This is a genomic window from Tepidamorphus sp. 3E244 (genome assembly GCF_046159835.1).
Classification (GTDB): Bacteria; Pseudomonadota; Alphaproteobacteria; order Rhizobiales; family Tepidamorphaceae; genus JACKJK01.
In genome coordinates this window covers 1,001,028-1,024,295 of the sequence record NZ_JBJXCY010000002.1, presented here as the reverse complement: position 1 = coordinate 1,024,295, position 23,268 = coordinate 1,001,028, and the positions used below count along the sequence as shown (strand labels likewise).

The following is a 23,268-nucleotide window of genomic DNA, read 5'->3' as shown; positions in this document are numbered from 1 at the left end:
CACTAGAAGCTGTCGCGCCGCGCCGGTGCCGCCTGCGTCTGCGGCGCGAGCGCCCGCACCGTGCTGGAAACACGTTCGCGGGCGCGCACGGGCTTCGACGACATGAACTGCTTCTGCGCTTCAACGATGAGAACGCCGCCGAACATGATCGGCGTGATGGCGCCAAGCTTTTCGAACGCGCCCGACATGCGCAGCAGGCCGAACCGGTTATAGGGCGGCACGTAGAGCGCCTCGCGCCAGTTGGCGGGGCTGAAGCCGGTCTGCCTGAGGAGCGCCGAAAGCTGCGACCGGCTGAACGGGCGGCCGTGGCCGAAGGGCGAATTGTCGGAGCGCGCCCACAGCCCGCGCCGGTTGGGCGCGATCACGATGAGCCTGCCGCCGGGCGCCAGCACGCGGCCGGCTTCCTTCAGCACCTCGGCTGGAAAATCGGCGTGTTCCAGGCAATGCGCGATGAGCAGGCGCTCGACCGCGCCATCGGTCAGCGGCAGGTCATATTCCTCGACCAGCGCCGACGCCGATGGGCCGTGGGGCGGCCAGTTCACCACCCCCTGCCGGCTGGGCATCAGCGCGAAGACGCGCTCGGCGCTGTCGATATAGGGCCGGATATAGGGCGTCGCGTAGCCAAGCCCGGCCACCTTGTCTCCAGGCAATTCACCCCACAGCCCGGCGACCTGCGCCAGGATGCGCCGCCGCGCCACGAGGCCAAGCGGCTCTGTATAAAAGTCGCGCAGGTCGGCAACGTCGGTGGCCATTTGCTTGCGTTCCGGTTCTGACTGCGCGCGGAGGGTTCATTTGTGGTGCGCGGTGCACAATATTACCACCACAGAAGCCAAACGCGTTCAAACCTGGAAACGGTGCATATTCGAACATGGAAACTCATCTCTTTGCCTGCCTGTCCGACAACTATGGCGTCCTGGTCCACGATCCTGACAGCGGCGAGACCGCCGCGATCGACGTGCCGGAGGAGGCAGCAGTGCGGCAGGCTCTGGCCGATACGGGCTGGACGCTGACGCATATCTTCATCACCCACCACCACAACGACCATATCGGCGGGCTGGAAGCGCTCAACGGACCGGACATCAAGGTCATCGGGCCGAAGCGCGACGAGCACCGCATCCCCGGCCTCGACGTGACGGTCAGCGAAAACGACACCGTTCCCTTCGGCGGCGAAGATGTGGAAGTGCTGGAGACGCCGGGCCACACGTCCGGCCACGTGACCTACTACATGCGCAAGGCGGGCCTCGCCTTTGCCGGCGACACGATGTTCACGCTCGGCTGTGGGCGGCTGTTCGAGGGCACGCCGGCGGACATGTGGTCGTCGCTGAAGAAGATCAGCGCGCTGCCGGCCTCCACCAAGGTGTTTTCAGGGCACGAATACACGCTCTCCAACGCGCGTTTCGCGGTAACCGCTGACCCGACCAACGAAAAGCTGAAAGCCCGCCTCAACGAGGTGGAGAAGAAGACGGAGCAGGGCACCCCGACCGTGCCGACCACGGTTGGCGAAGAGCTGGAAACCAACCCCTTCGTGCGCGCAGGCACCGTCGAAGTGGCCGAGGCCATGGGGCTTGCGGGCGAAAGCCCGGAGACGGTCCTGGCGGAAGTGCGCAAGCGCAAGGACAACTTTTGAGCGAGGCACCAGCCTGGGCCTCGCTTTCAGCCGAAGACATCATCCGCCTTCTGGAGTTGCAGCCGCATCCGGAAGGCGGGCACTACCGCGAGACGTTTCGCGATCCCGCGACGGATGAGACCGGCCGCAGCCGCTCGACCGCCATCTACTTCCTGCTGGCTGCCGGTGAATATTCCCACTGGCACCGTGTCGATGCGGTCGAAACCTGGCACCACCATGCCGGTGGGCCGCTGGCGCTGACCATCAGCGAGAACGGCCACGACGCGCAGGCCTTCCGGCTGGGGCCGAACCTTGCCATGGGCGAACGCCCGCAGGCGGTCGTCCCGGCCAATGCGTGGCAGACGGCGGAAAGCCTCGGGCTGTGGACGCTGGTGAGCTGCACCGTCGCGCCGGGCTTTACCTTCGAGGGGTTCGAGATGGCGCCGCCGGACTGGCGTCCCGTCCCGCGCGGACAGTCCTAGGCAGCAAGCGTGTCGCGGGCCTTGCGGCGGCTCGTGAGCGTGTCCTTGGCGGCCAGCGCGGCACCACCCGTCACCAGCACGGCGGCGGCGACCACGGCCCATGTCAGGGGCGCGAAGCCGAACGCGATCAGCAGGATCGTGGAGAAGAGCGGCGCGGCGTAGGAGCTGACGCCGAGCAGCTGGATATCGCCGTGCTTCACGCCGTGGTCCCACGTGTAGAAGGCAAGACCGACCGGCAGCAGACCGAGGCCCGCGACGGCGAGCCATTCCGTCAGGCTCGCGGGCCAGACCGTTTGCTCCAGCGCCAGATGGCAGATCACCGAAAGGATCGCGGTCGCGAGGCAGAAGCCGGTGACGACATCCGTCGGCACGGCGGAGAACCGCCGCGACAGCACCGAGTATCCCGACCAGACAAGCGCGCAGACGCAGGCGGCGAGATAGCCGAAGGCATATTGCGGGTCGATGTCGAGGCTTTCGCCGCGCGTGACGATCAGCGCGGCACCGGCAAAGCCGAGCAACGCACCGGCGACGTGGTGCCAGCGCAGCTTCTCGCCCGGCAGCAGTGCGGAAAACAGCACGATGAGCAGCGGCCAGAGATAGGCGATCAGCCCGGCTTCCACGGCGGGCGCGTTGCGCAGGGCCGTGAAGTAGAAGAAGTGATAGCCGAACAGCCCGCCGATCCCCAGCAGCCAGGCCTGCCACGGCTGGCGGGCAAGGGCCGCGCGCGCCTGCGGTACCGTGATCCAGCGGGTGAGGCCGATGCAGCCGCCGATGGCGAAGCACATGGCGGACAGCTGGAACGGCGGCACCCTGCCGCTGGCGGCAGTGAAGAGCGCCAGCAGCGCCCACATCAGCACGGCGGTGAAGCCGATCAGGGTGGCGGTCGTCTTGCGGGTGTCTGCGCTCATGGGCGGCGAATAGCCCGCCGCCCGTCATTTCGCAAGCGGACCGTCAGGTCCAGAGCAAGGCCTGGTGCGCGGCAAAGCCCGCCAGCAGCAACGCGCCTTCCACGCGTACGATGCGCAGGCCCGTCCACGCGACGACGAGCAGCGCAAGCGTGACGAGGACCATCACCGGGATGTCGACGCTGCGCATGGCATCGGGGATCTCCAGCGGATGGATCAGTGCAGTGACGCCGCCGATGCCCAGCAGGTTGAAGATGTTGGAGCCGATGATGTTGCCGAAGGCGACGTCCGGCTGGCGGCGAAGGGCCGCGACGATGGAGGTCGCGAGTTCGGGCAGCGAGGTGCCGATGGCGACAACCGTGAGGCCGATCACGGCTTCGGAAATGTCGTAGGCTCGCGCCAGCATGACCGCCCCATCTATAAGGAACCGCGCGCCGAACACGATCATCGCGAGGCCCGCGGCGGCGATGAGCAGCGCGGCCAGCGGTGAGGTCGTCGACGGTGCGGCTTGCTGTGGCGCTTGCGCCGGGGTGCCCCGCTCCTGATGCCACAGGATGCCCAGATAGAGGACGAGGCCCGCCAGCAGCGCGATGCCTGCGCCGCGCCCGAGCGACCCGGAAAAGCAGAGCGCGGCGAAGAGCAGTGTCGCGCCGATCAGCAGAGCACCGTCACGCATCAGGGCGCGGCGCTCGACCGCAATGGGCATCAACAGCGTTGCGATGCCGAGGATCAGCAACACGTTGGCGATGTTGGAGCCGACGATGTTGCCGACTGCAATGGCCGGTGAACCGGCGAGGGCCGCCTGAACCGAAGTGAAGAGTTCCGGCATCGAAGTGCCGAACCCGACAAGCGTCAGGCCGATGACGAGGGGAGAGACGTTGAGGCGGACGGCGAGCGAGACGGCGCCGCGTACGAGCGCCTCGCCGCCCGCGAGCAGCAGGAGCAGGCCAGCGGCCAGCAGCAGAATGGTCATGGAGAGGTTCACCAGGGGCCGCCCCGTGGCAGCCGGACCCCTGAGATGGGGTGCGCCCGTTCAAAGCGGCAGGTCACCTGCCGATCACATTGCGTGTCGCGATCTGGTGGCAGACGTGAACCGAGAAAGAATGCGAAGCGGACAAGAAAAAGGGCGCCGTTCGGCGCCCTTGATTGTCGTTGCGGCCGCTATGGCTCTTAGGAGAAGTACTGGCCGCCATTGGCGCTGATCGTCGAGCCGGTGATGAAACCGGCATCGTCGGATGCAAGGAACACCACGCAGCGGGCGATCTCTTCCGGCTCGCCAAGACGGCCGACCGGGATCTGCGGGATGATGCGCTCGTTCAACACCTTCTCGTCGATGGCGCGGACCATCTCCGTGCCGATATAGCCCGGGCAGATGACGTTGACGGTGATGCCGGCGCGCGCGCCTTCCTGCGCCAGTGCCTTGGTGAAGCCGATGTCGCCAGCCTTGGAGGCGGAGTAGTTCGCCTGACCCGCCTGACCCTTCTGGCCGTTGATCGAGGAAATGTTGATGACGCGGCCAAACTTGCGGTCGCGCATGCCGCCCCACACCGGGTGCGTCATGTTGAAGACGCCGTTGAGGTTGGTGCCGATGACCTCGTTCCACTGTTCCGGCGTCATGCGGTGAAACATGGCGTCGCGGGTGATGCCGGCATTGTTGACGAGCACGTCGATGGGGCCAATGTCGGCCTCGACCTGCTTGATGCCCTGCTCGCAGGCGGCATAGTCGGCGACCGACCACTTATAGACGGGGATGCCGGTCTCTTCCTTGAAGGCGTTCGCCGCCTCGTCGTTGCCGGCGTAGTTCGCCGCAACGCTAAATCCGGCCTCTTTCAGAGCCTTCGAAATCGCCGCGCCGATTCCGCGCGAACCACCTGTTACCAATGCCGTGCGTGCCATATTATGCCCTCCCTGAGCGTCTGGTCTTTTTTGTCGGCGCATTGTGTTCGCGCCAATTCGTCTTTGGGCGGAAATCCGCCCGCTACTGGATGCTCTCGGCCGCGCTCAGGCGGCACAACAGGAGGCAACAAACATGAGATTCAACCTCAGCCCCCCGACGACGCCAGTCTTCGCCATTTCGGTCGTGCTGGCAATTCTGGCCCTGCTGGTCACTTACGGTTCGATCAGCATCCCCGTGGTGTCGGGCAACGCGTTCGCGACTTTGGCAATCGCCTACATCATCCTGCTCGTCGGCAACCTGTTCCGCGGGCTGTAGACAAGTGCGGGGAGCGGCCAGCCGCTCCCCGTCGAAAGCGTGATCAGTCGCGCTCCACGCACATCGCAACGCCCATGCCGCCGCCGATGCACAAGGTGGCGAGGCCTTTCTTGGCGTCGCGCTTCTGCATCTCGTAGAGCAGGGTGGTGAGAACGCGGGCGCCCGATGCGCCGATCGGGTGACCGATGGCGATGGCGCCACCGTTCACGTTGACGATGTCGGGGTTCCAGCCGAGATCCTTGTTGACCGCGCAGGCCTGCGCGGCGAAGGCCTCGTTGGCCTCGACGAGGTCGAGATCCTCGATCTTCCAGCCGGCCTTTTCCAGCGCCTTGCGCGATGCCGGGATCGGGCCGGAACCCATGATGGCCGGGTCGACGCCGACGCTCGCCCACGAGACGATGCGCGCCAGCGGGGTGATGCCGCGGCGGTTGGCTTCGGCCTCGTTCATCAGCACGGTGGCGGCTGCGCCGTCATTGATGCCGGATGCGTTGCCGGCGGTGACGGTGCCATCCTTTTCGAAGACGGTGCGCAGGCCGTTGATGCTGTCGAGCGTCGCGCCGTGGCGGATGTACTCGTCATCGCTGACGACCTTGTCACCCTTGCGGGTGGTGATGGTGACCGGGGCGATCTCGTCCTTGAACTTGCCGTCCTTCTGGGCCGCCTCGGCCTTGTTCTGGGAGGCAACGGCGAAGGCGTCCTGCTGGTCGCGGGTGATCTGCCACTGCTTGGCGACATTCTCTGCTGTGTTGCCCATGTGGTAGCCGTTGAAGGCATCCCACAGTCCGTCCTTGAGCATGGTGTCGATCATCTTCATGTCGCCCATTTTCACGCCGTCGCGCAGGTGCGCGCAGTGCGGGGCCTGGCTCATGGATTCCTGGCCACCGGCCACGACGATGGCGGACGAACCGTCGGCGACCTGCTGGGCGCCCAGCGCAACCGCGCGCAGGCCGGAGCCGCACAGCTGGTTCATGCCCCAGGCGGGGGTTTCGACGGGGAGGCCCGCGCCGATGGAGGCCTGCCGGGCCGGGTTCTGGCCCGCGCCTGCGGTGAGAATCTGGCCGAGGATGACTTCGCCAACGTCCTTGCCATCGACGCCTGCGCGTTCCAGTGCCGCCTTGATGGCGGTGGTGCCGAGGGCGGATGCCGACACGTCGGACAGCGCGCCGTTAAAGCTGCCGACGGGCGTGCGCGCCGCGCTGGCGATGACGATTGCAGAACCACTCATGGGGATTGCCTCCAGTAGATGAATGCGGCTTCAGCCGGGCGACCAGTGTCCGTGCGGGTCTGCCGCAACTGCCCGGGACCGTGTTTGCACCCGCAGCATGACACAGGTACGTCCGCACCGCGAATGAGCTGTCCAAAGGAATTAACCCTGCGCAAGCGGGAGTCAATTCGGCATAGGACGTATGCAGTATTTACCATGGGGCGGTCGGGATTGCGCAGCGCACAAAAATAACTGGCGGTTGCAGGGGCTTATCCCCTATCCTTGACGCTTGAGGAACAACGCCGAAGGGTTATTTTCGGATATGAGTGACGCCAAGAAATCAAAGCAGTCCGGTGGCGACAAGCCGGCCATCACCATCAAGAAATACGCCAACCGCCGTCTCTACAACACGGGCACGAGCACCTATGTCACGCTCGATGACCTCGGCGCATTGGTGAAGTCCGGCGAGGACTTCGTGGTGGTGGATGCCAAGTCGGGAGAAGACATCACCCGCTCGGTGCTGACGCAGATCATCTTCGAGCAGGAGAGCCGTGGCGGCAACATGCTGCCGGTCAGCTTCCTGCGCCAGCTTATCGGTTTCTACGGCGACCAGATGCAGAGCCTCGTGCCGAGCTATCTCGACTTCACCATGCGCTCGCTGACCCGCGACCAGGACAAGCTGCGTTCGCAGATGGCGCGTGCCTTCGGCGAGCAGGCGATGGAAGCCATCGAGGATCAGACGCGCCGCAACATGGTGATGTTCGAACAGGCGATGCGCATGTTCTCGCCGTTTGCAGCCGGGGCGGCCGGCGAACAGGGCGATGAGGGCGCTGCCAAGGGCGTAGCGGCAGCGACCGGCGAAAAAGGCGGCGACGACATCAACGATCTTCGCAAGGAGATTGCCGCCATGCAGGCCAAGCTCGACAAGCTGTCCTGAGCGACTGCCGACAAGTCTCCTGATGAGTAGTGCCGGTGACCTGCCGAGCGATGTTCAGACGGCGATCTGGCCTTTTTCCAGCGGGCCGTCGCAGGGCATGTAGCGGGTGACGGCGCGACCATAGAGGTGGCCCTGGATGTATTCCGCGCCCCACTGCTTCAGCAGGTCGGCGTCACGCTCGTCCTCGACCCATTCGGCCACCGTCTCGATCCCGAGGTTCTGGGAAAGGTCGATCAGCGTCTTCACGAACATCTGGTCGGCTTCGGATCGGTGCAGGTTGCGCATGAACGCGCCGTCGATCTTCACAAGGTCGACGCCGAGGTCGCGCAGGTTGCGGTAGGTGGTGTAGCCCGCGCCGAAGTCATCCAGCGCGACCTTGCAGCCTAGGTCGTGGATCCACGCGACAACGGCTGCGGTTTCCTCGATGTCCTGAATGGCTTCTGTTTCGGTGATCTCCACGATCATGCGCGGTGCGATGGACCGGTTGCGCAGAACGTGGTCAGTGATGCGCTGGAACCAGTCAGGGTCGAGCGCGGTGGACACCGCGACGTTGAGCGATACCTTCAGGCTCTCATCCGCGATCAACATGCTGACGACGAGGTCGAGCATCCGCGTGTCGATGAGGTGGACCAGACCGAGCTTGTCGGCGAGGCCCATGAAGGCACCGGCGGTGACATCCTCACCGTCGCGCGAGCGCACGCGCACGAGCGCCTCATAGAAGGCTGGTTCATCATTGGTGGTCGAGACGATGGGCTGCAGGGCGACGCCCATGCGGTCTTCCGACAGGGCCGAGAGCAGGTCGTTGGCAAGACGCAGGTTGTCACGGCGCTGCACGTCGCGGCGGGTATCCGGCTCGTACATGGCGTAGCCGGAGCGGCGCGAGTGGCGTGCGTCGTTGAGCGCCTCGATGCCGCGCGTCATCGCCTTTTCCGCATCGGGGGCAAAGCGCGGTACCAGCACGCAGCCGACAGACACGGTAACGACGACTTCCGTCGATTCGATCTCGACCGGCGAGATGGAAACCGCCTCGCGCACGCGCTGGGCCGCGGTGGCGGCGTCCTCGGTCGTGCAGTCGTGGATGAGGACGGCGAACTTGTTGCCGGCGATGCGGCCGATCATGTCGCCTTCGCGCAGCACCCGATGCATGCGCCGCGAAATCTCGGCAATCACCGTGTCGGCAATCTCGAAGCCGAAGGAATCGTTGACGACGGCAAGCTTGTCGATGGCTGCCACGAGCAGGGCGCAGCTGCCGCTCTTGGCGCGCGCCTTGGCGATGCTGGAATTGAGTTGCGCCGACAGGGCGCTGCGGGTCATGGCGCCGGTCAGCGGGTCGAGGTCGGCGGAGGCTGCGGCAAGCCCTTCCTCGCCGGCGCGGATGTGGTGCAGCGAGCCGTGGATGCCGGCAATCGTGCCGTCTTCGTTGATGAGCAAGTGGCCGCATTCGGCCAGCCGGAACAGCTTCTGGCGGCCATCAAGGCCGACATCGCGGATGGGGAGGACCTGTTCGAAGTTCAGGCCGCAATCGGTTTCGCCCTTGGCGGCGGCGATGATTGCGCGTTGGCGCTTCTTCTTCACATCCTCGTCGAGCAGCGCCTCGTAGTCGGCACCGACGCGGGGAAGCTCGTGATAGATCGCATCGAAAAGGCCGGCAGCGTTTCCGCTCCAGCGAATGCGGTCATCGGCAGCAGACCAGTGATAGAGCGCGGTGGCGGTGTCGCGCAGGATATCGCTCAGTCCGTGCGCGCTGGCGGGCGGCGCCGACGTTTCCTGGTCGGTCGTATTCTGTCCGTCTTGCACTTGCAGCCCCATCCTGGCGGCTATCCGGCTGAGCGTTTCTCGCGTTCCGGAACATTCTTCGTCCTACAATTCGATGAAGGCCGTTAAGATTCGGCTAAATTCTGCCCCTCTTCGCCATTTTCCTTAACGGTCCGGTTGGCCCGAGGTTTGCAAATCGTAAACTTCAGCCCCGAAAAAGCGGAACTTGTTGTCCCGTTTCGGGATTTGTTCCATATCGGTACAGTTGCACTGACACGGTTCACAGAAACCGGCGGGGTAACGAGGCGATCGGACCGGAAGGACAGGACATGGTCTCCACGTCCAGTGGAAACGGCATAAACCGGATCTCGGCAGCGTCCCCCGCATCACGGGTGAGCGCGCGTTCCGCGCAGGCTGCAAACGACGGGGCTTCAGCCTCGCGTGCGCTGGTCTCCATGGTGCCGCACCAGCCGCGCCGCGAACCGCGCGCGCATGTTGGCACGCGTTCCGGCACATCTTCGGCCTACATCACCCAGCTCATCGCCAACGAGATGGGTGTTGAGGGAACGCGTGCGCGTCGCCGCACCGCGCCGCAGATCGCCAGCGATGCCTATCAGGCCAGCGCCCGCCGCCCGGCGGCGATGCGGGTGCCGCACATGGTCGGCTCGCTGTAGCTCCCGTTTCCAGGTTCACCCGAAATGAAAAAAGCCCGCCAATGGCGGGCTTTTTGCTGTCTCGGTGCGTGTGGCTCAGTAGCCCAGCGCGCAGCCATCCTTGCGCGGCTCGGAGCCGGCGATGAGGACGTCGCGTTCGCGGTCGATCTGGATCGCCTGCGCGCCGCCGATAGCCCCGTCCGCGATCTGCCAGCGATGGCCGCGCTTTTCCAGCCCGTCGATGGTCGTCTGCGGGACCGTGGTCTCGATGTCGAGCACCGAGTTTGCGCCAAGCGGGTCCATGAAGATGCGCGGGAAGTCGATCGCTGCCTGCACGTCCATGCCGTAGTCGACCATGTTGGTGACGACGTGGGCATGGCCGCAGGCCTGGTACTGCCCGCCCATCACGCCGAAGCTGTGCGTCACCTTGCCGTCGGCCTTCATCATGCCGGGGATGAGCGTGTGCAGCGGGCGCTTGCCGCCCGCGATGCAGTTCGGGTGGCCCGGTGTCAGCACGAAGCCCGCGCCCCGGTTCTGCAGGATGATGCCGGTCTTCGGAGTGGCGATGCACGAGCCGAATGTCTTGAAGATCGAGTTGATGAGGGACACCGCCATGCGGTTTTCATCCACGCAGGAGATGTAGACCGTGTCGGTGCCGGACGTGTCCGGGGTGCCGGGATCGGCGATGCGCGCATTCATGTCGATGCGGCTGCGAAGCGCATCCACCGTCGCGTCACTCAGCAGGTCCGCCACGTCCGTCGTCATGGCGTCGGCATCGGCGAGATACACGCCGCGCACCGCGTAGGCGAGGTTCGCGGCTTCCATTTCGAGATGGAAACGCTCCGGGCCGAGCGGATCGAGGCTTGCCATGTCGAAGCCCTCGAGGATGCGCAGCATCAACAGGGCAACGAAGCCCTGCGTGTTGGGCGGCAGCTCGACGATCTCGCGGCCCCGATAGGTGGCGGTGACTGGCGTCATCGGGTCGACGCTGACGGCGGCAAGATCCTCGAGCGTCATCAGGCCACCGGCGGCCTGCACGGTTGCGACGATGTCGTCGGCGACCGCGCCGGCATAGAAGCCGGCCTCGCCGTTGTCGGCGATGGCGCGCAGGGATTTCGCAAGCGCCGGGAAGCGCATCACGTCACCTGCGACCGGGGCTGTGCCGTCGGACTTCAGGTAGTGGGCGCGCGAGCCTTCGAAGCTTGCCAGTTCCGCCGTCCTGGAGGGCCAGTCATGGGCGACACGCGGACTGACGGCATAGCCGTTCTCGGCAATGTCGATGGCAGGGGCCATGGCCCGGTCAATGCCGATGGTTCCGTGGCGCTCCAGCAGGCGACACCAGCCGGCAACGCCGCCCGGCACGGTGATGGCGAGGCCGTGCGTGTCGGGAATGGTCTCGAAGCCGTCGGCGCGAAGCTTTTCCGGGTCGATGGCGGCAGCCGCCTTGCCGGATGCGTTGAACCCCTCGATACGCCCGTCCGGGAAGGCAATCATGGCGAAAAGGTCGCCGCCTGCGCTGGTCATCTGCGGTTCTACGACGGCCTGCACGGCGGCAGCCGTGATCGCCGCATCGAGCGCATTGCCGCCGGATTTCAACACCTCCAACCCTGCCGCCGAGGACAGGTGGTGTGATGTGGCGATGGCTCCGCGCGGCGCGAAGACTGCGGAGCGGCGAGGTTCGTGGAAGTTGCGCATGTTGCCCCCAGACAGATGTTGCGTGCCGGATCAGAAGCCGCCGTCGGGCCCGACGCCAAAATCACGCCGGGCGGCGCGGATCGTCACCGAGAAGCCCGCCATGACATCGAAGAGCGTCATGATCATCAGCAGGAAGAAAGTGGACGTGGCGGCCTGCTCGACCAGCAGGAATTCCACCAGGCACGCCACGAAGACGGCGGTGGAAAGCAGGTGATCGACAATGGAGCTCGCGCCGGTGCGCGTCGCCTTGAGCACCTCGATGAACAGCATGACAAGCGATGCCATCAGCAGCAGGTCGCCCATGGTGAGCGTCCACTCGATGCCGGAGACCATCGTCACCTGCGTGACCGGTTCGGCCCACGCGGCCTGCGGTCCCAGCCCCGGATCGGCCATCGAGAAGGCCACGAGATTGTAGACGATGAGCGGAACGACAAGCAGCGGGAAATTGACGAGCACTGGACATGAACTCCTGGACGGTCACTCGTCCTTTATGCGCCGCTGCGGGCAGGCCTACAAGCGACAGCAGCGTTGCCGACGAGCAGACAAGAAAAAAGCGGCCCTTTCAGGCCGCTTCATCTCGTCGTGATGGAACGCAGTGGCGTAACTGAAATCAGTCGCGCGGCTCCAGAACCTGGCGGCCACGGTAGGTGCCGGCCTTCAGGTCGATGTGGTGCGGACGACGCAGCTCGCCGGACTCCTTGTCCTCGACATATGTCGGGTTGTTCAGGGCGTCGGCAGACCGGCGGTGGCCCCGCTTCATGCGGGTGACTTTGCGCTTTGGTACGGCCATTTCGGCAACTCCGTTGGACCTGCGCGGGCAGGGTCGAAATCGATGTCCCGGCACATGGACGACCACCCGGCGGTGGGCCGCGGCAACCGTGAAGTTCACATGCGCCTTGGGATTGAGCGGCGGCTTATACAGGCAAAGTTTGCTCTTGGCTAGCCCTGCCGGGCCTGCAAATCGGCCTTAGAGCGATGCGGTGGCGAGGATGCGATAGCCATCGGCATTGGGTGCACGCAGACGGATGCGCACCAGCGACAGGATGTACTTCACGTATTCCTTGGTCATCACCGTCGCCTTCTCCCGGTTGCGCCACCAGTCGGAGAAGTCGGTATCGGCCGGAAAGACCGGGTAGGGTACGAGGCGCGTGCCGTTTGTCTCGCGCGACAGCTCCACAAGCGTGCGCGGCATGTGGTAGCCGGACGTCACGACAATGAGACTTTCGAAGGAATTGGCGCGCACCCAGCGGCCGGTTTCGACCGCGTTGCCCAGCGTGTTCAGCGCGCTGTAGCCGAAATCGACGCAGCAGTTGAACAGGTTTTTCGGCGCATCGATGGTGCGGGCGATGTCGCCGGGAGTGGTGTGCGGGTTCACGCCGGAAATGAGCAGGCGGCGGCCCATGTCGCGGCCCAGAAGGTCAACCGCGTCGGTGATGCGTTCCTGACCGCCGGTCAGGACCACGATGCCGTCTGCGGGAACTGTGGGGGCGGCGCGCTCGGACATGGCCGAGACCTGTCCGGCAAAGTGAAACAGGCCGATGAGGAAGCCCACGGACAGCCCGATGACGACCGCGCAGAGAGCAGTCGCAATCCGACGCAGCCAGCTCTGGCTCACGCCGTGCGGAAGCACGTCCCCCCGGTGTTGCGTTATCGTCGTCTCCATCATCGTGGGCTAACCCATAAATCTGGCAGATCGTGGGCACGATTGCGGCGCAGCCGTGCCTCCCCGACGCATATTAAACCATTCCGCGTACAATTCGTACAACCGAAAGGTAGGCTGTGATCGCGGTCAGTCCAGCAATAAGCAAAACGGTAAGCACGATTGCGACGTAACCATCGGCGCCAAGTCCGAAATTCCCGAACAATGCTTCAAGCTGCGCGCCGGCGGGCGTCGCGACCATGTAACTGGAGAACCAGCCCGCCGCGATGAAGGTCAGAAGTGCCATCAGGCCGCCGGCATTGCCGCCCTTCAGGCCGAGAATGAGGAAGTGGCGCACGAACTGCCACGCGATGAAGCGTTCGCGTGCGCCGACAAGGTGCAGCACCTGCACGATATCGCGGTTGGCAGCCATCGCGCCGCGGGTCGCAAACACGATGGACAGCACGGTTGCCGCCAGGACCAGCCCGAAAATGCCGATGCCGGCGATGACGATGGTGCGCGCCATGATCGACAGGCGTTCCTGCCAGATCTTATGATCGTCGATGGAGGCCGAGGGCACCTCGTCGGCAAGGGCGGCGCGAATTTCGTCAGCCGTCGGCGGACCGGCGGGATCGACGGTAACCACGACGAGGCGCGGTACGGGCAGGGAATCGAGGTCGAATTCCGCGCCGAGCCACGGCTCCAGCAGGGCATGCAGGTTTTCGTCCGCCAGCACGCGCGCCTCGACCACACCGGGCATGTCGGAAATGATGCGCGCGGCTGTGTCCGCGTCCTCGCCGGTGTCTCGTCCGTCCAGCGGCATGACCTGGATCGTCAGTTCCCGACCGAGATCGCCGGCCCAGGATTCCGCAGCGCTCGAGATCGCGGTGACGAGGCCGATGGTCAGCGAGGCGAGGAAGGCCATGATCGCGATGACCACGACGAGCGCGCGGCCCGACATGCCGTTGGCCGGCACGATGGCATTGACGACGCGCTCGTCGGGCTTGTCGCTGGCGTTGCCCAGCGCGATTGCGGTGGCCTGCTCAGTCGTAGACATGCAGCCTGCCTTCGTTGAGCACGAGCCGGCGGGCATGCTCGTACTGGTCCATCAGCGCGATGTCGTGGGTGGCGATGACGACGGTGGTGCCGAGCCGGTGCAGTTCGGAAAAGAGACGCAGCAGACGGCGGGCGAGCGTCGGGTCGACGTTGCCGGTCGGTTCGTCGGCAAGCAGCAGGTCAGGCTGGGCGATGACGGCGCGCGCAATGGCCGCGCGCTGCTTTTCACCGCCAGACAGAACCGGCGGATAGGCGTCCATGCGGTGGTCGAGGCCAACCCATTGCAGCAGCTCTTCCACGTCCTTGCGGTATCCGCTCTCGCTCTGGCCGATCACGCGCAGCGGCAGAGCGACGTTTTCGTAGGTCGTCAGGTGGTCGAGCAGGCGGAAGTCCTGGAACACGATGCCGACGCGCCGGCGGATCGCGGGAAGCGTGCCGAGCGGCAGGCTGGCTGCGTCCTGCCCGAAGATGTTGATGAGGCCGCGCGTGGGCTTCAGCGCAAGGAACAACAGCCGCAGCAGTGACGTCTTGCCCGCGCCCGAAGGCCCGGTCAGGAACTGGAAGGAACCAGGGGCGATCTGGAAGGAGATATCGCTCAACACCTCCGGACCCATGCCGTATCGAAGTCCGACATTTTCGAAACGGATCATCGGCCTGCCTCGCGCGCAGCGTTTGGGGCTTGCATCATTGTGACAAGCTTGGCGGGATTCGTTTCCAATTCGTTAACGCTTTCGTTCCTAGGCTCGGACAGCCAGCACGCTGACCGATTCGCCATGATAATCACCTGCCCCAACTGCGCGACAGACTACAACGTGGATCATGTCGCCTTTCCCGAAACCGGACGTACGGTGAAGTGCGCCCGGTGCAAGGAGACGTGGTACGCGCTGCCGACCGAAGAACACCCGGTGGCGGAAGAGGCGAATGTCGTTGCCGACGACATAGAGCAGGAAGCGGGCGAGGATACGGCTGACGTCGCCGCATCGGGTCCGGACACGGTCCAGGTGGCCAGCTACGAAGACGGCGACGACTGGGACATGGCGGCCGACGAGGATGCCGAGCCCGACGTCACGGCAGACTTTGACACGGAAACAGACGCCGAGCCGAACCTTCCGGTCGAGTATGGCGCTGACCCGATGACGGTCGAGGGCGAGGAAAACGATCTGGACCTCGTCGACATTCAGGTTCCCGGGATCGAGGCCGTCGAGAGCAGCGATATCGACCTCGAAGCGGTGGAAATCGACGAGGATGACGAGGCAGAACGCGACGGCGCACAGATCGTCGACGAGGCCGAGGACACCGACAGCGAGGATGTCGTCTCGATCGAGGCGGCATCGCGTGCACGCGGGGCGGCGGCGCGCTTCCTGAAGAAGCGCGGGACCTCCGAAGGTGGGTCGAAGGTTCGCGTCGCCAAATACGCAGCCGTGGCTGCCATGGTAATGTTGATCGGCGCGGGGATCATGTACCGCGAGGGCATTGTCCGCACGATCCCCTCGATGGCCGGGCTCTATGCCATGGCCGGCATGAGCATCAACCTGCGCGGGTTGGAATTTGAAGACCTGGACCCGGAGCAGTCCATCGAGGACGGCATTCCCGTATTGCGTATTGCAGGCGGGATCAGAAATGTGACCGACAAAGAGGTGACAGTTCCGCCTGTTCGCCTATCTTTGACGTCAATTGATGGTCAGGAAGTCTATTTCTGGACGGTCAGGCCGGACATTCAGCGGCTTTATCCGGGCGAATTGCTGAAGTTCAAAAGCGTATTGAGTGCACCGCCGCGTGCGGCAACAGGGGTTGCGGCACGCTTTATCGATCCGGACGGTGTCCGGGTGGGACTGAAATAAGCGGGGACCACAATGGCGCGTATTGTGCTTGTCGAAGACGATGATTCCGTTCGCAGTTTCGTGGCGCGCGCCCTGGAGCGCGACGGGCACGAAGTCACGACCGCCATGGATGGCGGCGAAGGGCTGGACGTGCTGCGCGAGCGCGCGCACGCGACCGACCTGCTGCTGACGGATATTCAGATGCCGGTGATGGACGGGATCGCGCTTGCGCTCAACGTGGCGCGCGAGTGGCCGGACCTGCCGATTGTCCTGATGACCGGCTATGCTCACCAGCGCGAGCGTGCGCACGGGCTTGAATCGCTGATTTGCGATGTGATCCAGAAGCCGTTCACGCTGGCCGAGATCAGCAAGCGGGTGAATGCCGCGCTTGAAGGGTCGATGTCGCAGGAACAGAGCGCCCTGAGTGCCTGACGCTTCCGGGCTGGCACTTGCGGCGTGATACCTCGGCCTGACTCTTCCGGCCTGAAGCCTTATCGCCCCAGCAGACGTTCCAGGTAATCGCGTTCCAGGCGCGGGCGCTCGGTATCGGAAAGCCTGCGACGCAGTTCTTCCAGAATCTGGCGCGCCCTCGCGGCGTCGATCTCGTCGGGCACCTGCACGGTGTTGCCGAGGTCGGGGCCTTGCGTGCGGTTGGGCCGGCCCATCGGGTCGACATCGCCGCGCGCCTGACCGTTCTGGCCGTCCATGCCCATGGACTGCGCCAGTTGCTCGGCCAACTGCTGGGCACCGTTGCGCAAGGCTTCCAGCGCCTGCGCCTGTTCCTGCACCGCGCTGCCGGTTTCGCCCTCTCCGAGCGCTCCTTCGGCATTGCCCATGGAATCGCCGGCACGCCCAAACTGTTCCTGGCCGTTGTGCCCGGATTCCTGCATGCGGCGCATCATCTCGGCAAGTTGCTCGCGCAGTTCGCGCTGGGCGCGTTCCAGGCCCTCAAGTTCCGCCGGTGCACCGTCACGCAGTTGCGGCTGACCACCCTGCTGGCCGCCCTGGCCGGGCATCATCTGGCCCTGCCGGTCGCCGGGTTGGCCCTGCTGACCCTGCTGGCCGTCCTGGTTCATCTGGCCCTGCTGGTTTTGCTGGTTCTGGCGGAACGTCTGGTCCATCAGTTCCTGCTGGCGGCGGATGATGTCGGCGAGCTCCTCCAGCGATTGCTGCATCTGCTGCTGCTGGGCGCTCTGCGGCATCTGGCCGGCGCGCAGGCTCTCCAGCATGTTGCGCAACTCGCTCAGGAGTTGCTGCGCCTGGTCGCGGGCGCCGGAGCGGGCCATGTTCTCGATGCTGTCCAGCATCTTGTTGAGATCCTGCGGCGTTACCGTCTGCAGGTTCTCCATGTTCGGCATCTCGGTGATGTTGCCGGGGTCCTGCATCCGGCGCGCCATTTCCTGCATGAACTGGTTCAGCGCCTGGCGCAGCTCGTCCACGAGGCGGGCAATCTCCTCGTCCGAGGCGTTGTTCTCAAGTGCGTTCTGGAGGGCTTCTTGCGCGGCGCGCAGGTCGCGGGCGACGTCGGACAGGTCACCGTCCTCGATGGACAACGCCATTTCCCACAGCAGGTCCACCACGTCACGCAGGCCGTCGTCGTCGCGGGCGAGCCGCAGGCGATAGGCGGCAGAGCGCAGGCCAAGATAGACCGGCGTGCGGATGTCGAATTCATCGGGCGCCAAGGCCAGGAGTTCCAGCGCGCGCCACACGCTTCGGGCCTGCGTGCGGTCGAGCGCGAGGTTGCGGCGCTGCTCCACGAGGGCGCGGGCCAGCGGCTCGCGGAACTGGCGGGCGGGCAGGGTGAAGCGGGTCGGATCCGACAGGCCGCTTTGCTCGGCATCGTCACCGGCTTCCAGCGTAAGGATCACTTCCGCGCCGGCCCAAGGATGGGCGGTAAGGTCCTTGACTGTCTGCGCAGACCCCTGCCGGGCGCGAAGCTGCGGCAGCGTCAGGTCGAAATCGGGCGCGGGAACCAGCGGCTCGGCATTGGCCGCAGCATCGGCTGCGACAATGCGCGCCTTGGCGGAGATGACGCCATAATCGTCCTTCACCTCGTAGACGAGACGCAGCGCGCCGGAGGCCAGTGCCTCGGGCTCCTTGGTCAGTTCGATGGAGGGCGCCATGTCGCCGATGGTCTCGAAGCGCCACAGGGCCACGCGGTTGGAGCCACGGCGAATCTCGGCGGTGCCGCTCGCCTTCAGCGCATAGGAAATCTCGGCGACGCGGGCATCGGTGTCGGAGCGCTCGGCAACGAAGGTTTCGTCGGCGCCTTCATCCGGCGTCCAGACCAGCGAGACACCGTCGGTTTCTTGCGAGCGCACGACGAGGTTGCTGCCTGCGGGAACGGTGATGATCGTGTCCTGCCCCGGCGCGCCGGTGAGCAGGACGGGCGGACGCGACGTGTAGGAAGGGGGCGAGACCCAGGCATCGAGACGCACGGCGGCGGCAAGCTGTGCGCCCGGCGACATGAAGGCCTGCGCGATGCGCTCGAACCGGTTGCTGCCGGCATAGGCCGCGGCAATGACGAAGAGCAGCACCACGATGGCACGCAGCGCAAACGGATCGCGCTCGGCAACACGCGGGTCCGGCGTGCCGGCGCTCAGGCGGCCGATGGTATCGGCGGTGCGGCGGCGATGGGCATCCCAGAGCACGCGCGCTTCATCTGACACGTCACCCGACAGGGTGTCGCGCAGCGAGGAAATCGGCCGGTGGCGGAGCTTGGTGGTGGTTTCCACGCGGCGCACGGCATCGCCCGCACCGGGCAGGCGCACGCGCACGAGTGGAAAGAGGCTTGCAAGGAATGCGATGCCGAAGGCTGCGACGAGGCCAATGCGGACCCACGGCGACAGCATCGACCACAGGCCGAGCCACGAGACGATGCAGAACGCGGCCAGCACGCCAAGCGCGGGCAGGATGGCGGGCCAGAAGCGCTCCCACGCGATGTTCGCGCGCGCGGCAGCCAGCGCCAGCGAAACGCGGCGCGTCAGCGAGCGGTCATCCTCGCTCTCGTCAAACCGGGGATCTGTGCCGTGCGAATCGTTCGCCATCAAGCTTTCCGTGAGGCCGCCGCGCCCGTGCGGCAGCGCCCGCAAGGTTAGCATATGGAATGTGGCGGCTATCCGGCAACGCGAATGGCAAATCGGCCGATCACGATTGTTTGCCGAACGGGGGCGTCACAGCCAATCGGGTACGGAATCCAGCGCGATCAGGTCTTCCGGCGAGGGCCGTGGCCGCACGACATGATATTGCGCGCCGTTGACGAGGACTTCCGGCACGAGGGGCCGCGAATTGTAGGTGGAGGCCTGCACCGCGCCATAGGCGCCGGCACTCATGACGGCGATCAGGTCGCCGCGTTCCATCGCCACCAGTTCGCGGTCGAGGGCGAGATAGTCGCCCGATTCGCAGACCGGGCCGACGACGTCGTAGCGGGCGCGGGGCGCGTTGCTGTCCCGCTGGCGCACCGGCTTGATGTCGTGGTGGGCGTCGTAGAGCGTCGGGCGCACGAGGTCGTTCATGGCGGCATCGACGATGAGGAAGTCGCGGGTGTCGCCGGTCTTGTTGAAGATCACCTGCGAGACGAGAATGCCGGCATTGCCCGCGATCATGCGGCCCGGCTCGAACACCACCTTGCAGCCGAGCGGCTCGACGTGGCGGCGCACGACGGCTGCATAGGCGCCCGGGTCCGGCGGCGGCTGGACGGCCTCCTGGTAGGGAATGCCAAGACCGCCGCCGAGATCGACATGCTCGATCTCGTGACCATCCTCGCGCAGCGCGCCGATAAGGTCGGTCAGGCGCTCGAAGGCGGAATCGAACGGGTCGAGTTCGACGATCTGGCTGCCGATATGCATGTCTACGCCAACGACGCGGATGCCCGGAAGCGTGGCGGCGCGGGCATAGACCTCGCGGGCGCGGGCATAGGCGATGCCGAACTTGTCCTGCTTCTTGCCGGTGGAAATCTTCGCGTGGGTGCGCGCGTCCACGTCCGGGTTGATGCGGAAGGAGACCGGCGCGTCCTTGCCCATGGCAGAGGCGACAGCCGAAAGCGCGTCGAGCTCCGCTTCGGACTCGATGTTGATGCAGTGGATGCCGGTTTCCAGCGCCAGCGCCAGTTCGCGGTCGGTCTTGCCGACGCCGGAAAAGACGATTCGATCTGCTGGGACACCGGCTGCCAGCGCGCGGCGCAGTTCACCTTCGGAGACCACGTCCATGCCGGCGCCGAGGCTTGCCAGCGTCGCCAGCACGGCCTGGTTGGAGTTGGCCTTCATGGCGTAGCAGATCAGGGTGTCGAGGCCGGAGAACGCCTCTTCGAACACCCGGTAGTGCCGCGTCAGGGTTGCGGTCGAATAGCAATAGAACGGAGTGCCGACATCGCGGGCGATGTCTTCCAGGTTCACGTCCTCGGCATGCAGGACGCCGTCGCGATAGGCGAAGTGGTGCATGGCCGTATGCCCCGTGCGCTAGAAGAAACTTGAATGCTTTGAAGAAGAACCGCGTGCCGGTTGGGCTCAGCCGGCGTCAGAGAAGCCCGTCGAGAACAAACGGTTTGTTCGGGCGCTCGCCCTCTGCCGGGGCTTCGCGCACGGTGCCGGGGGGCGGTGCGGGATTTTCCACGCCGGGCGGCGGCTCGAGGTCGCCACGGCGGCCACAGGCACCGACAGACAGGCCGGCGGAAACCGCCAGCGCCAAGCCCGCGACGCGCAGCGCGCGAGAGTGCATCACGACCTGAAACACGGAAATACTCATCCCCTGTCCGAAACGGGTGGCCCCACCCGAAACCACGTCCATTTCGGTTAGCACGAATGGACGGCGAAAAGAAACACCTTACCCCGCCTGCGCGCCCGTTCCCTCGAGGCGTTGCAGCCAGGCTTCAGCCTGTGCGCGGACGTTTTCCGGCGCCGTGCCGCCAAGGCTGACGCGGCTGGCGACCGACTTGTCGACGCCTAGCACCTCGCGGATGGCCGGGTCGAGGCTTGCATCGATGCCGGCGAAGTCTTCGTCGGTGAGGTCTTCAAGCTCCACGCCCTTTTCCGAGGCCAGCGCGACGACGCGCCCGGTGACGTGGTGGGCATCGCGGAAGGGCATCCCCTTTTCGCGCACCAGCCAGTCGGCAATGTCGGTGGCGGTGGAAAAGCCCGCGCCCGCGGCCTTGCGCATGGCATCGAGATTGGGGGTCATGTCGTCGACCATGCCGGTCATGGCAAGGATCGCCAATTCGATGGCATCCAGCGCGTCGAAGGCCGGTTCCTTGTCTTCCTGCATGTCCTTGGAATAGGCGAGCGGAAGGCCCTTCATCACCGTGGACAGCGCGACCAGAGCGCCGACGATGCGGCCGGCCTTGGCGCGCACCAGTTCGGCGGCATCCGGGTTGCGCTTCTGCGGCATGATGGAGGAGCCGGTCGAGAAGGCATCGGTCAGCGAGACGAACCGGAACTGAGCCGAGGACCAGATCACGATTTCCTCGGCAAAACGCGTCAGGTGGATCGCGCAGATCGAGGCGGCAGCCAGCGTCTCCAGCACGAAATCGCGGGCCGAAACGGCATCGAGCGAGTTCGCCATGGGCGCGGAGAAGCCGAGTGCGGAGGCCGTCGCCTCCCGGTCAATGGGGAACGAGGTTCCGGCAAGGGCCGCGGCGCCCAGCGGCGAAATGTTCACGCGCTTGCGGGCATCGGCGAAGCGGCCCCGGTCACGGTCGGCCATCTCGACATAAGCTAGCATGTGGTGACCGAACGTCACGGGCTGCGCGCTCTGCAAATGCGTGAAACCCGGCATCACCGCGTCGAAATGTTGCAGGGCCTTGTTTGCAAGGGCTTCTTGATAGGCCGCAAGTGCGCCATCAAGTCTGTCTATGCAGTCGCGGACATAGAGACGGAAGTCGGTTGCGACCTGGTCGTTGCGCGAGCGCGCGGTGTGCAGGCGGCCGGCGGCGGGGCCGATCAGCTCGGCCAGCCGGGACTCCACGTTCATGTGGATGTCCTCCAGCGCACGGGAGAACGAGAAGGTGCCGGCCTCGATTTCTGACAGGATCGTGTTGAGGCCGTGATTGATCGCGTCGGCATCTTCGGAGGATATGATGCCCTTGTCCGCGAGCATGGCGGCATGGGCGCGCGAACCGGCGATGTCCTGCGCGTAGAGGCGCTGGTCAAAGTCGATGGAAGCGTTGATCGCCTCCATCAGCGCGTCCGGGCCGCTGGAAAAGCGGCCGCCCCACATCTTGTTGCTCATGCAGCGAACTCCGAATATCAACACGTAGCGAAAGGCCGGAACTCTTGATGCCGACCCAGGACCCAGACCTCAACGAACTGAAGGCGGCCGAGGCGGATTATCACCGCAGGCGCCGCATGATGGGCGGCGCGCTGATCCTCGTGCTGACGCTGGGCGCGGTGATATACGCATTCACCTCGGGCGAACGCAATGTCGGGCAGCAGGCCTGCGCAGCGGACGACCAACGCATGGCGGCTGTCTCCTCGCGTGCGACGGGTGAGGTCGCAGCCCTGCTGGTGCCCAAGGCGCCGCAGCCGCTGCCGCCGCTGGCCTTCAAGACGGCAGACGGACGCGACGTGACGCTGGCTGATTTCAAGGGCCGCGCCATCCTGCTCAACCTGTGGGCGACGTGGTGCGCGCCGTGCCGCAAGGAGATGCCGGCGCTCGACCGACTGCAGGGCACGCTGGGCGGTGACCGGTTCGAGGTGGTGGCGGTCAATGTCGATACGCGCAACCCGGAAAAGGCGCGCGATTTCCTCGAGGAGGTCGGGGTCACCGAACTCACCTTCTACGCCGACAACTCGATGCAGATCTTTCGCGACCTGAAGTCCTACGGCCGCGCGTTCGGTATGCCCACGACGGTGCTGATCGACGAGACAGGCTGTGAACTGGGCACGATGGCAGGGCCGGCGGAATGGGATTCGCGCGAGGCGCTGGAACTGATCCGCGCAGCGGTCACCGGCAACTAGGGCAGCCAGCCTGATTCTGTGGGATTTCCGACTTTCGAGCGACTGCCGTCAGACGGTGATGTCGAGGTTTCCGCCGGAGCCTTCGGCAACAAGGGCCTGCAGGTTTTCGGCGTTTTCCTGAACCAGCGCGACGAGGGCCTGCGCGGCCTCGGCGTTCATCTTCACCATCTTGGCACCCGCAGCGGTGGCAACCTGGGCCTGCTGGCCTGCCACGAGCGCTGTTGCGATTGCTGCTGCGTCCATTTTTGCGGTGTCCTTCCGCCGAGGTTCGATGGTTACGCGCACTATCGCGGCCGCAAGTTAAGGGTGTGTTATTCCATTGTCGCGGATACTTGGCGATGCACCGGAAAAGTT

Annotated in this window: 25 protein-coding genes; 8 read left to right on the top strand and 17 right to left on the bottom strand. The window is 65.3% G+C overall.

Translation table 11 applies throughout. The annotated features are described in order from the left end of the window. Nucleotides 1-2: 2 nt before the first annotated feature. Nucleotides 3-752, bottom strand: coding sequence for a class I SAM-dependent methyltransferase (locus tag ACKTEK_RS13585; RefSeq protein ID WP_409165832.1), 750 nt, complete (start codon nt 750-752; stop codon nt 3-5). A 116-nt stretch (nt 753-868) separates the two neighbouring features. Between ACKTEK_RS13585 and gloB the strand changes: the two genes are divergently transcribed. After that, nucleotides 869-1,627, top strand: a complete 759-nt coding sequence (gene gloB, locus ACKTEK_RS13580; RefSeq protein ID WP_409165831.1) for a hydroxyacylglutathione hydrolase — start codon at nt 869-871, stop codon at nt 1,625-1,627. Continuing rightward, a complete protein-coding gene (locus tag ACKTEK_RS13575) occupies nt 1,624-2,088 on the top strand; it encodes a cupin domain-containing protein (RefSeq protein WP_409165830.1) in 465 nt (154 codons plus the stop codon). The genes gloB and ACKTEK_RS13575 overlap by 4 nt, the downstream gene beginning before the upstream one ends. On the opposite strand, the gene ACKTEK_RS13570 is transcribed toward ACKTEK_RS13575, so the two are convergent. The 3 genes from ACKTEK_RS13570 to phbB all read right to left on the bottom strand — a co-directional run bounded on the left by ACKTEK_RS13570 (nt 2,085) and on the right by phbB (nt 4,889). Beyond that, nucleotides 2,085-2,996, bottom strand: a complete 912-nt coding sequence (locus ACKTEK_RS13570; RefSeq protein ID WP_409165829.1) for a DMT family transporter — start codon at nt 2,994-2,996, stop codon at nt 2,085-2,087. The genes ACKTEK_RS13575 and ACKTEK_RS13570 overlap by 4 nt on opposite strands. Before the next feature lie 43 nt (nt 2,997-3,039). Then, on the bottom strand, nt 3,040-3,966 hold the full coding sequence (locus ACKTEK_RS13565; RefSeq protein WP_409165828.1) for a calcium/sodium antiporter: 927 nt from the start codon (nt 3,964-3,966) through the stop codon (nt 3,040-3,042). A gap of 197 nt (nt 3,967-4,163) precedes the next feature. Next, on the bottom strand, nt 4,164-4,889 hold the full coding sequence (gene phbB, locus ACKTEK_RS13560; RefSeq protein WP_409165827.1) for an acetoacetyl-CoA reductase: 726 nt from the start codon (nt 4,887-4,889) through the stop codon (nt 4,164-4,166). Between the two features lie 133 nt (nt 4,890-5,022). Between phbB and ACKTEK_RS13555 the strand changes: the two genes are divergently transcribed. Next, a complete protein-coding gene (locus ACKTEK_RS13555; protein ID WP_409165826.1) occupies nt 5,023-5,205 on the top strand; it encodes a hypothetical protein in 183 nt (60 codons plus the stop codon). Nucleotides 5,206-5,248: 43 nt separating this feature from the next. Here ACKTEK_RS13555 and ACKTEK_RS13550 read toward each other — a convergent pair whose 3' ends face one another. Beyond that, the gene (locus ACKTEK_RS13550; protein WP_409165825.1) at nt 5,249-6,430 is read right to left on the bottom strand and encodes an acetyl-CoA C-acetyltransferase; all 1,182 of its coding nucleotides are present in this window, start codon (nt 6,428-6,430) and stop codon (nt 5,249-5,251) included. A 301-nt stretch (nt 6,431-6,731) separates the two neighbouring features. On the opposite strand from ACKTEK_RS13550, the gene phaR reads away from it, so the two are divergent. Further along, nucleotides 6,732-7,346 carry a polyhydroxyalkanoate synthesis repressor PhaR gene (phaR, locus tag ACKTEK_RS13545; RefSeq protein WP_409165824.1) on the top strand — a complete coding sequence of 205 codons (615 nt, stop codon included), beginning with the start codon at nt 6,732-6,734 and terminating at the stop codon, nt 7,344-7,346. Nucleotides 7,347-7,400: 54 nt separating this feature from the next. Here the strand turns inward: phaR and ACKTEK_RS13540 are convergent, their stop codons facing one another. Beyond that, on the bottom strand, nt 7,401-9,143 hold the full coding sequence (locus ACKTEK_RS13540; RefSeq protein WP_409165823.1) for an EAL domain-containing protein: 1,743 nt from the start codon (nt 9,141-9,143) through the stop codon (nt 7,401-7,403). A 350-nt stretch (nt 9,144-9,493) separates the two neighbouring features. On the opposite strand from ACKTEK_RS13540, the gene ACKTEK_RS13535 reads away from it, so the two are divergent. Next, complete coding sequence (locus ACKTEK_RS13535; RefSeq protein WP_409165822.1) at nt 9,494-9,775, top strand: hypothetical protein; 282 nt, start codon at nt 9,494-9,496, stop codon at nt 9,773-9,775. 75 nt (nt 9,776-9,850) lie between these two features. Here the strand turns inward: ACKTEK_RS13535 and ggt are convergent, their stop codons facing one another. The 6 genes from ggt to ftsE form a co-directional block, all read right to left on the bottom strand. Further along, nucleotides 9,851-11,449, bottom strand: coding sequence for a gamma-glutamyltransferase (gene ggt, locus ACKTEK_RS13530; protein ID WP_409165821.1), 1,599 nt, complete (start codon nt 11,447-11,449; stop codon nt 9,851-9,853). A gap of 30 nt (nt 11,450-11,479) precedes the next feature. Next, complete coding sequence (locus ACKTEK_RS13525; protein ID WP_409165820.1) at nt 11,480-11,905, bottom strand: hypothetical protein; 426 nt, start codon at nt 11,903-11,905, stop codon at nt 11,480-11,482. Between the two features lie 154 nt (nt 11,906-12,059). Continuing rightward, complete coding sequence (gene rpmF / locus ACKTEK_RS13520) at nt 12,060-12,239, bottom strand: 50S ribosomal protein L32 (RefSeq protein ID WP_409165819.1); 180 nt, start codon at nt 12,237-12,239, stop codon at nt 12,060-12,062. A gap of 177 nt (nt 12,240-12,416) precedes the next feature. Continuing rightward, on the bottom strand, nt 12,417-13,064 hold the full coding sequence (locus tag ACKTEK_RS13515; protein ID WP_409165818.1) for a YdcF family protein: 648 nt from the start codon (nt 13,062-13,064) through the stop codon (nt 12,417-12,419). A gap of 121 nt (nt 13,065-13,185) precedes the next feature. Further along, the gene (locus tag ACKTEK_RS13510; protein WP_409165817.1) at nt 13,186-14,145 is read right to left on the bottom strand and encodes a cell division protein FtsX; all 960 of its coding nucleotides are present in this window, start codon (nt 14,143-14,145) and stop codon (nt 13,186-13,188) included. Then, nucleotides 14,132-14,794, bottom strand: coding sequence for a cell division ATP-binding protein FtsE (ftsE, locus tag ACKTEK_RS13505; protein WP_409165816.1), 663 nt, complete (start codon nt 14,792-14,794; stop codon nt 14,132-14,134). Before ftsE ends, ACKTEK_RS13510 begins: the two co-directional genes overlap by 14 nt. A gap of 123 nt (nt 14,795-14,917) precedes the next feature. Between ftsE and ACKTEK_RS13500 the strand changes: the two genes are divergently transcribed. Then, on the top strand, nt 14,918-15,985 hold the full coding sequence (locus ACKTEK_RS13500) for an MJ0042-type zinc finger domain-containing protein (RefSeq protein ID WP_409165815.1): 1,068 nt from the start codon (nt 14,918-14,920) through the stop codon (nt 15,983-15,985). A gap of 12 nt (nt 15,986-15,997) precedes the next feature. Then, nucleotides 15,998-16,396 carry a response regulator gene (locus ACKTEK_RS13495; protein WP_409165814.1) on the top strand — a complete coding sequence of 133 codons (399 nt, stop codon included), beginning with the start codon at nt 15,998-16,000 and terminating at the stop codon, nt 16,394-16,396. A gap of 59 nt (nt 16,397-16,455) precedes the next feature. Here the strand turns inward: ACKTEK_RS13495 and ACKTEK_RS13490 are convergent, their stop codons facing one another. The 4 genes from ACKTEK_RS13490 to argH form a co-directional block, all read right to left on the bottom strand. After that, nucleotides 16,456-19,011 carry a TIGR02302 family protein gene (locus ACKTEK_RS13490; RefSeq protein ID WP_409165813.1) on the bottom strand — a complete coding sequence of 852 codons (2,556 nt, stop codon included), beginning with the start codon at nt 19,009-19,011 and terminating at the stop codon, nt 16,456-16,458. Between the two features lie 126 nt (nt 19,012-19,137). Then, nucleotides 19,138-20,403, bottom strand: a complete 1,266-nt coding sequence (gene lysA / locus ACKTEK_RS13485; protein ID WP_409165812.1) for a diaminopimelate decarboxylase — start codon at nt 20,401-20,403, stop codon at nt 19,138-19,140. 76 nt (nt 20,404-20,479) lie between these two features. Continuing rightward, nucleotides 20,480-20,707: an LPS translocon maturation chaperone LptM gene (gene lptM / locus ACKTEK_RS13480; RefSeq protein WP_409165811.1), complete on the bottom strand. Its 228-nt coding sequence runs from the start codon at nt 20,705-20,707 to the stop codon at nt 20,480-20,482. 78 nt (nt 20,708-20,785) lie between these two features. Next, on the bottom strand, nt 20,786-22,186 hold the full coding sequence (argH, locus tag ACKTEK_RS13475; RefSeq protein ID WP_409165810.1) for an argininosuccinate lyase: 1,401 nt from the start codon (nt 22,184-22,186) through the stop codon (nt 20,786-20,788). A gap of 47 nt (nt 22,187-22,233) precedes the next feature. Here argH and tlpA point away from each other — a divergent pair, with 47 nt between their 5' ends. Beyond that, on the top strand, nt 22,234-22,914 hold the full coding sequence (gene tlpA / locus ACKTEK_RS13470; RefSeq protein WP_409165809.1) for a thiol:disulfide interchange protein TlpA: 681 nt from the start codon (nt 22,234-22,236) through the stop codon (nt 22,912-22,914). Between the two features lie 48 nt (nt 22,915-22,962). On the opposite strand, the gene ACKTEK_RS13465 is transcribed toward tlpA, so the two are convergent. Beyond that, nucleotides 22,963-23,157, bottom strand: a complete 195-nt coding sequence (locus ACKTEK_RS13465; protein WP_409165808.1) for a hypothetical protein — start codon at nt 23,155-23,157, stop codon at nt 22,963-22,965. Nucleotides 23,158-23,268 lie beyond the last annotated feature (111 nt).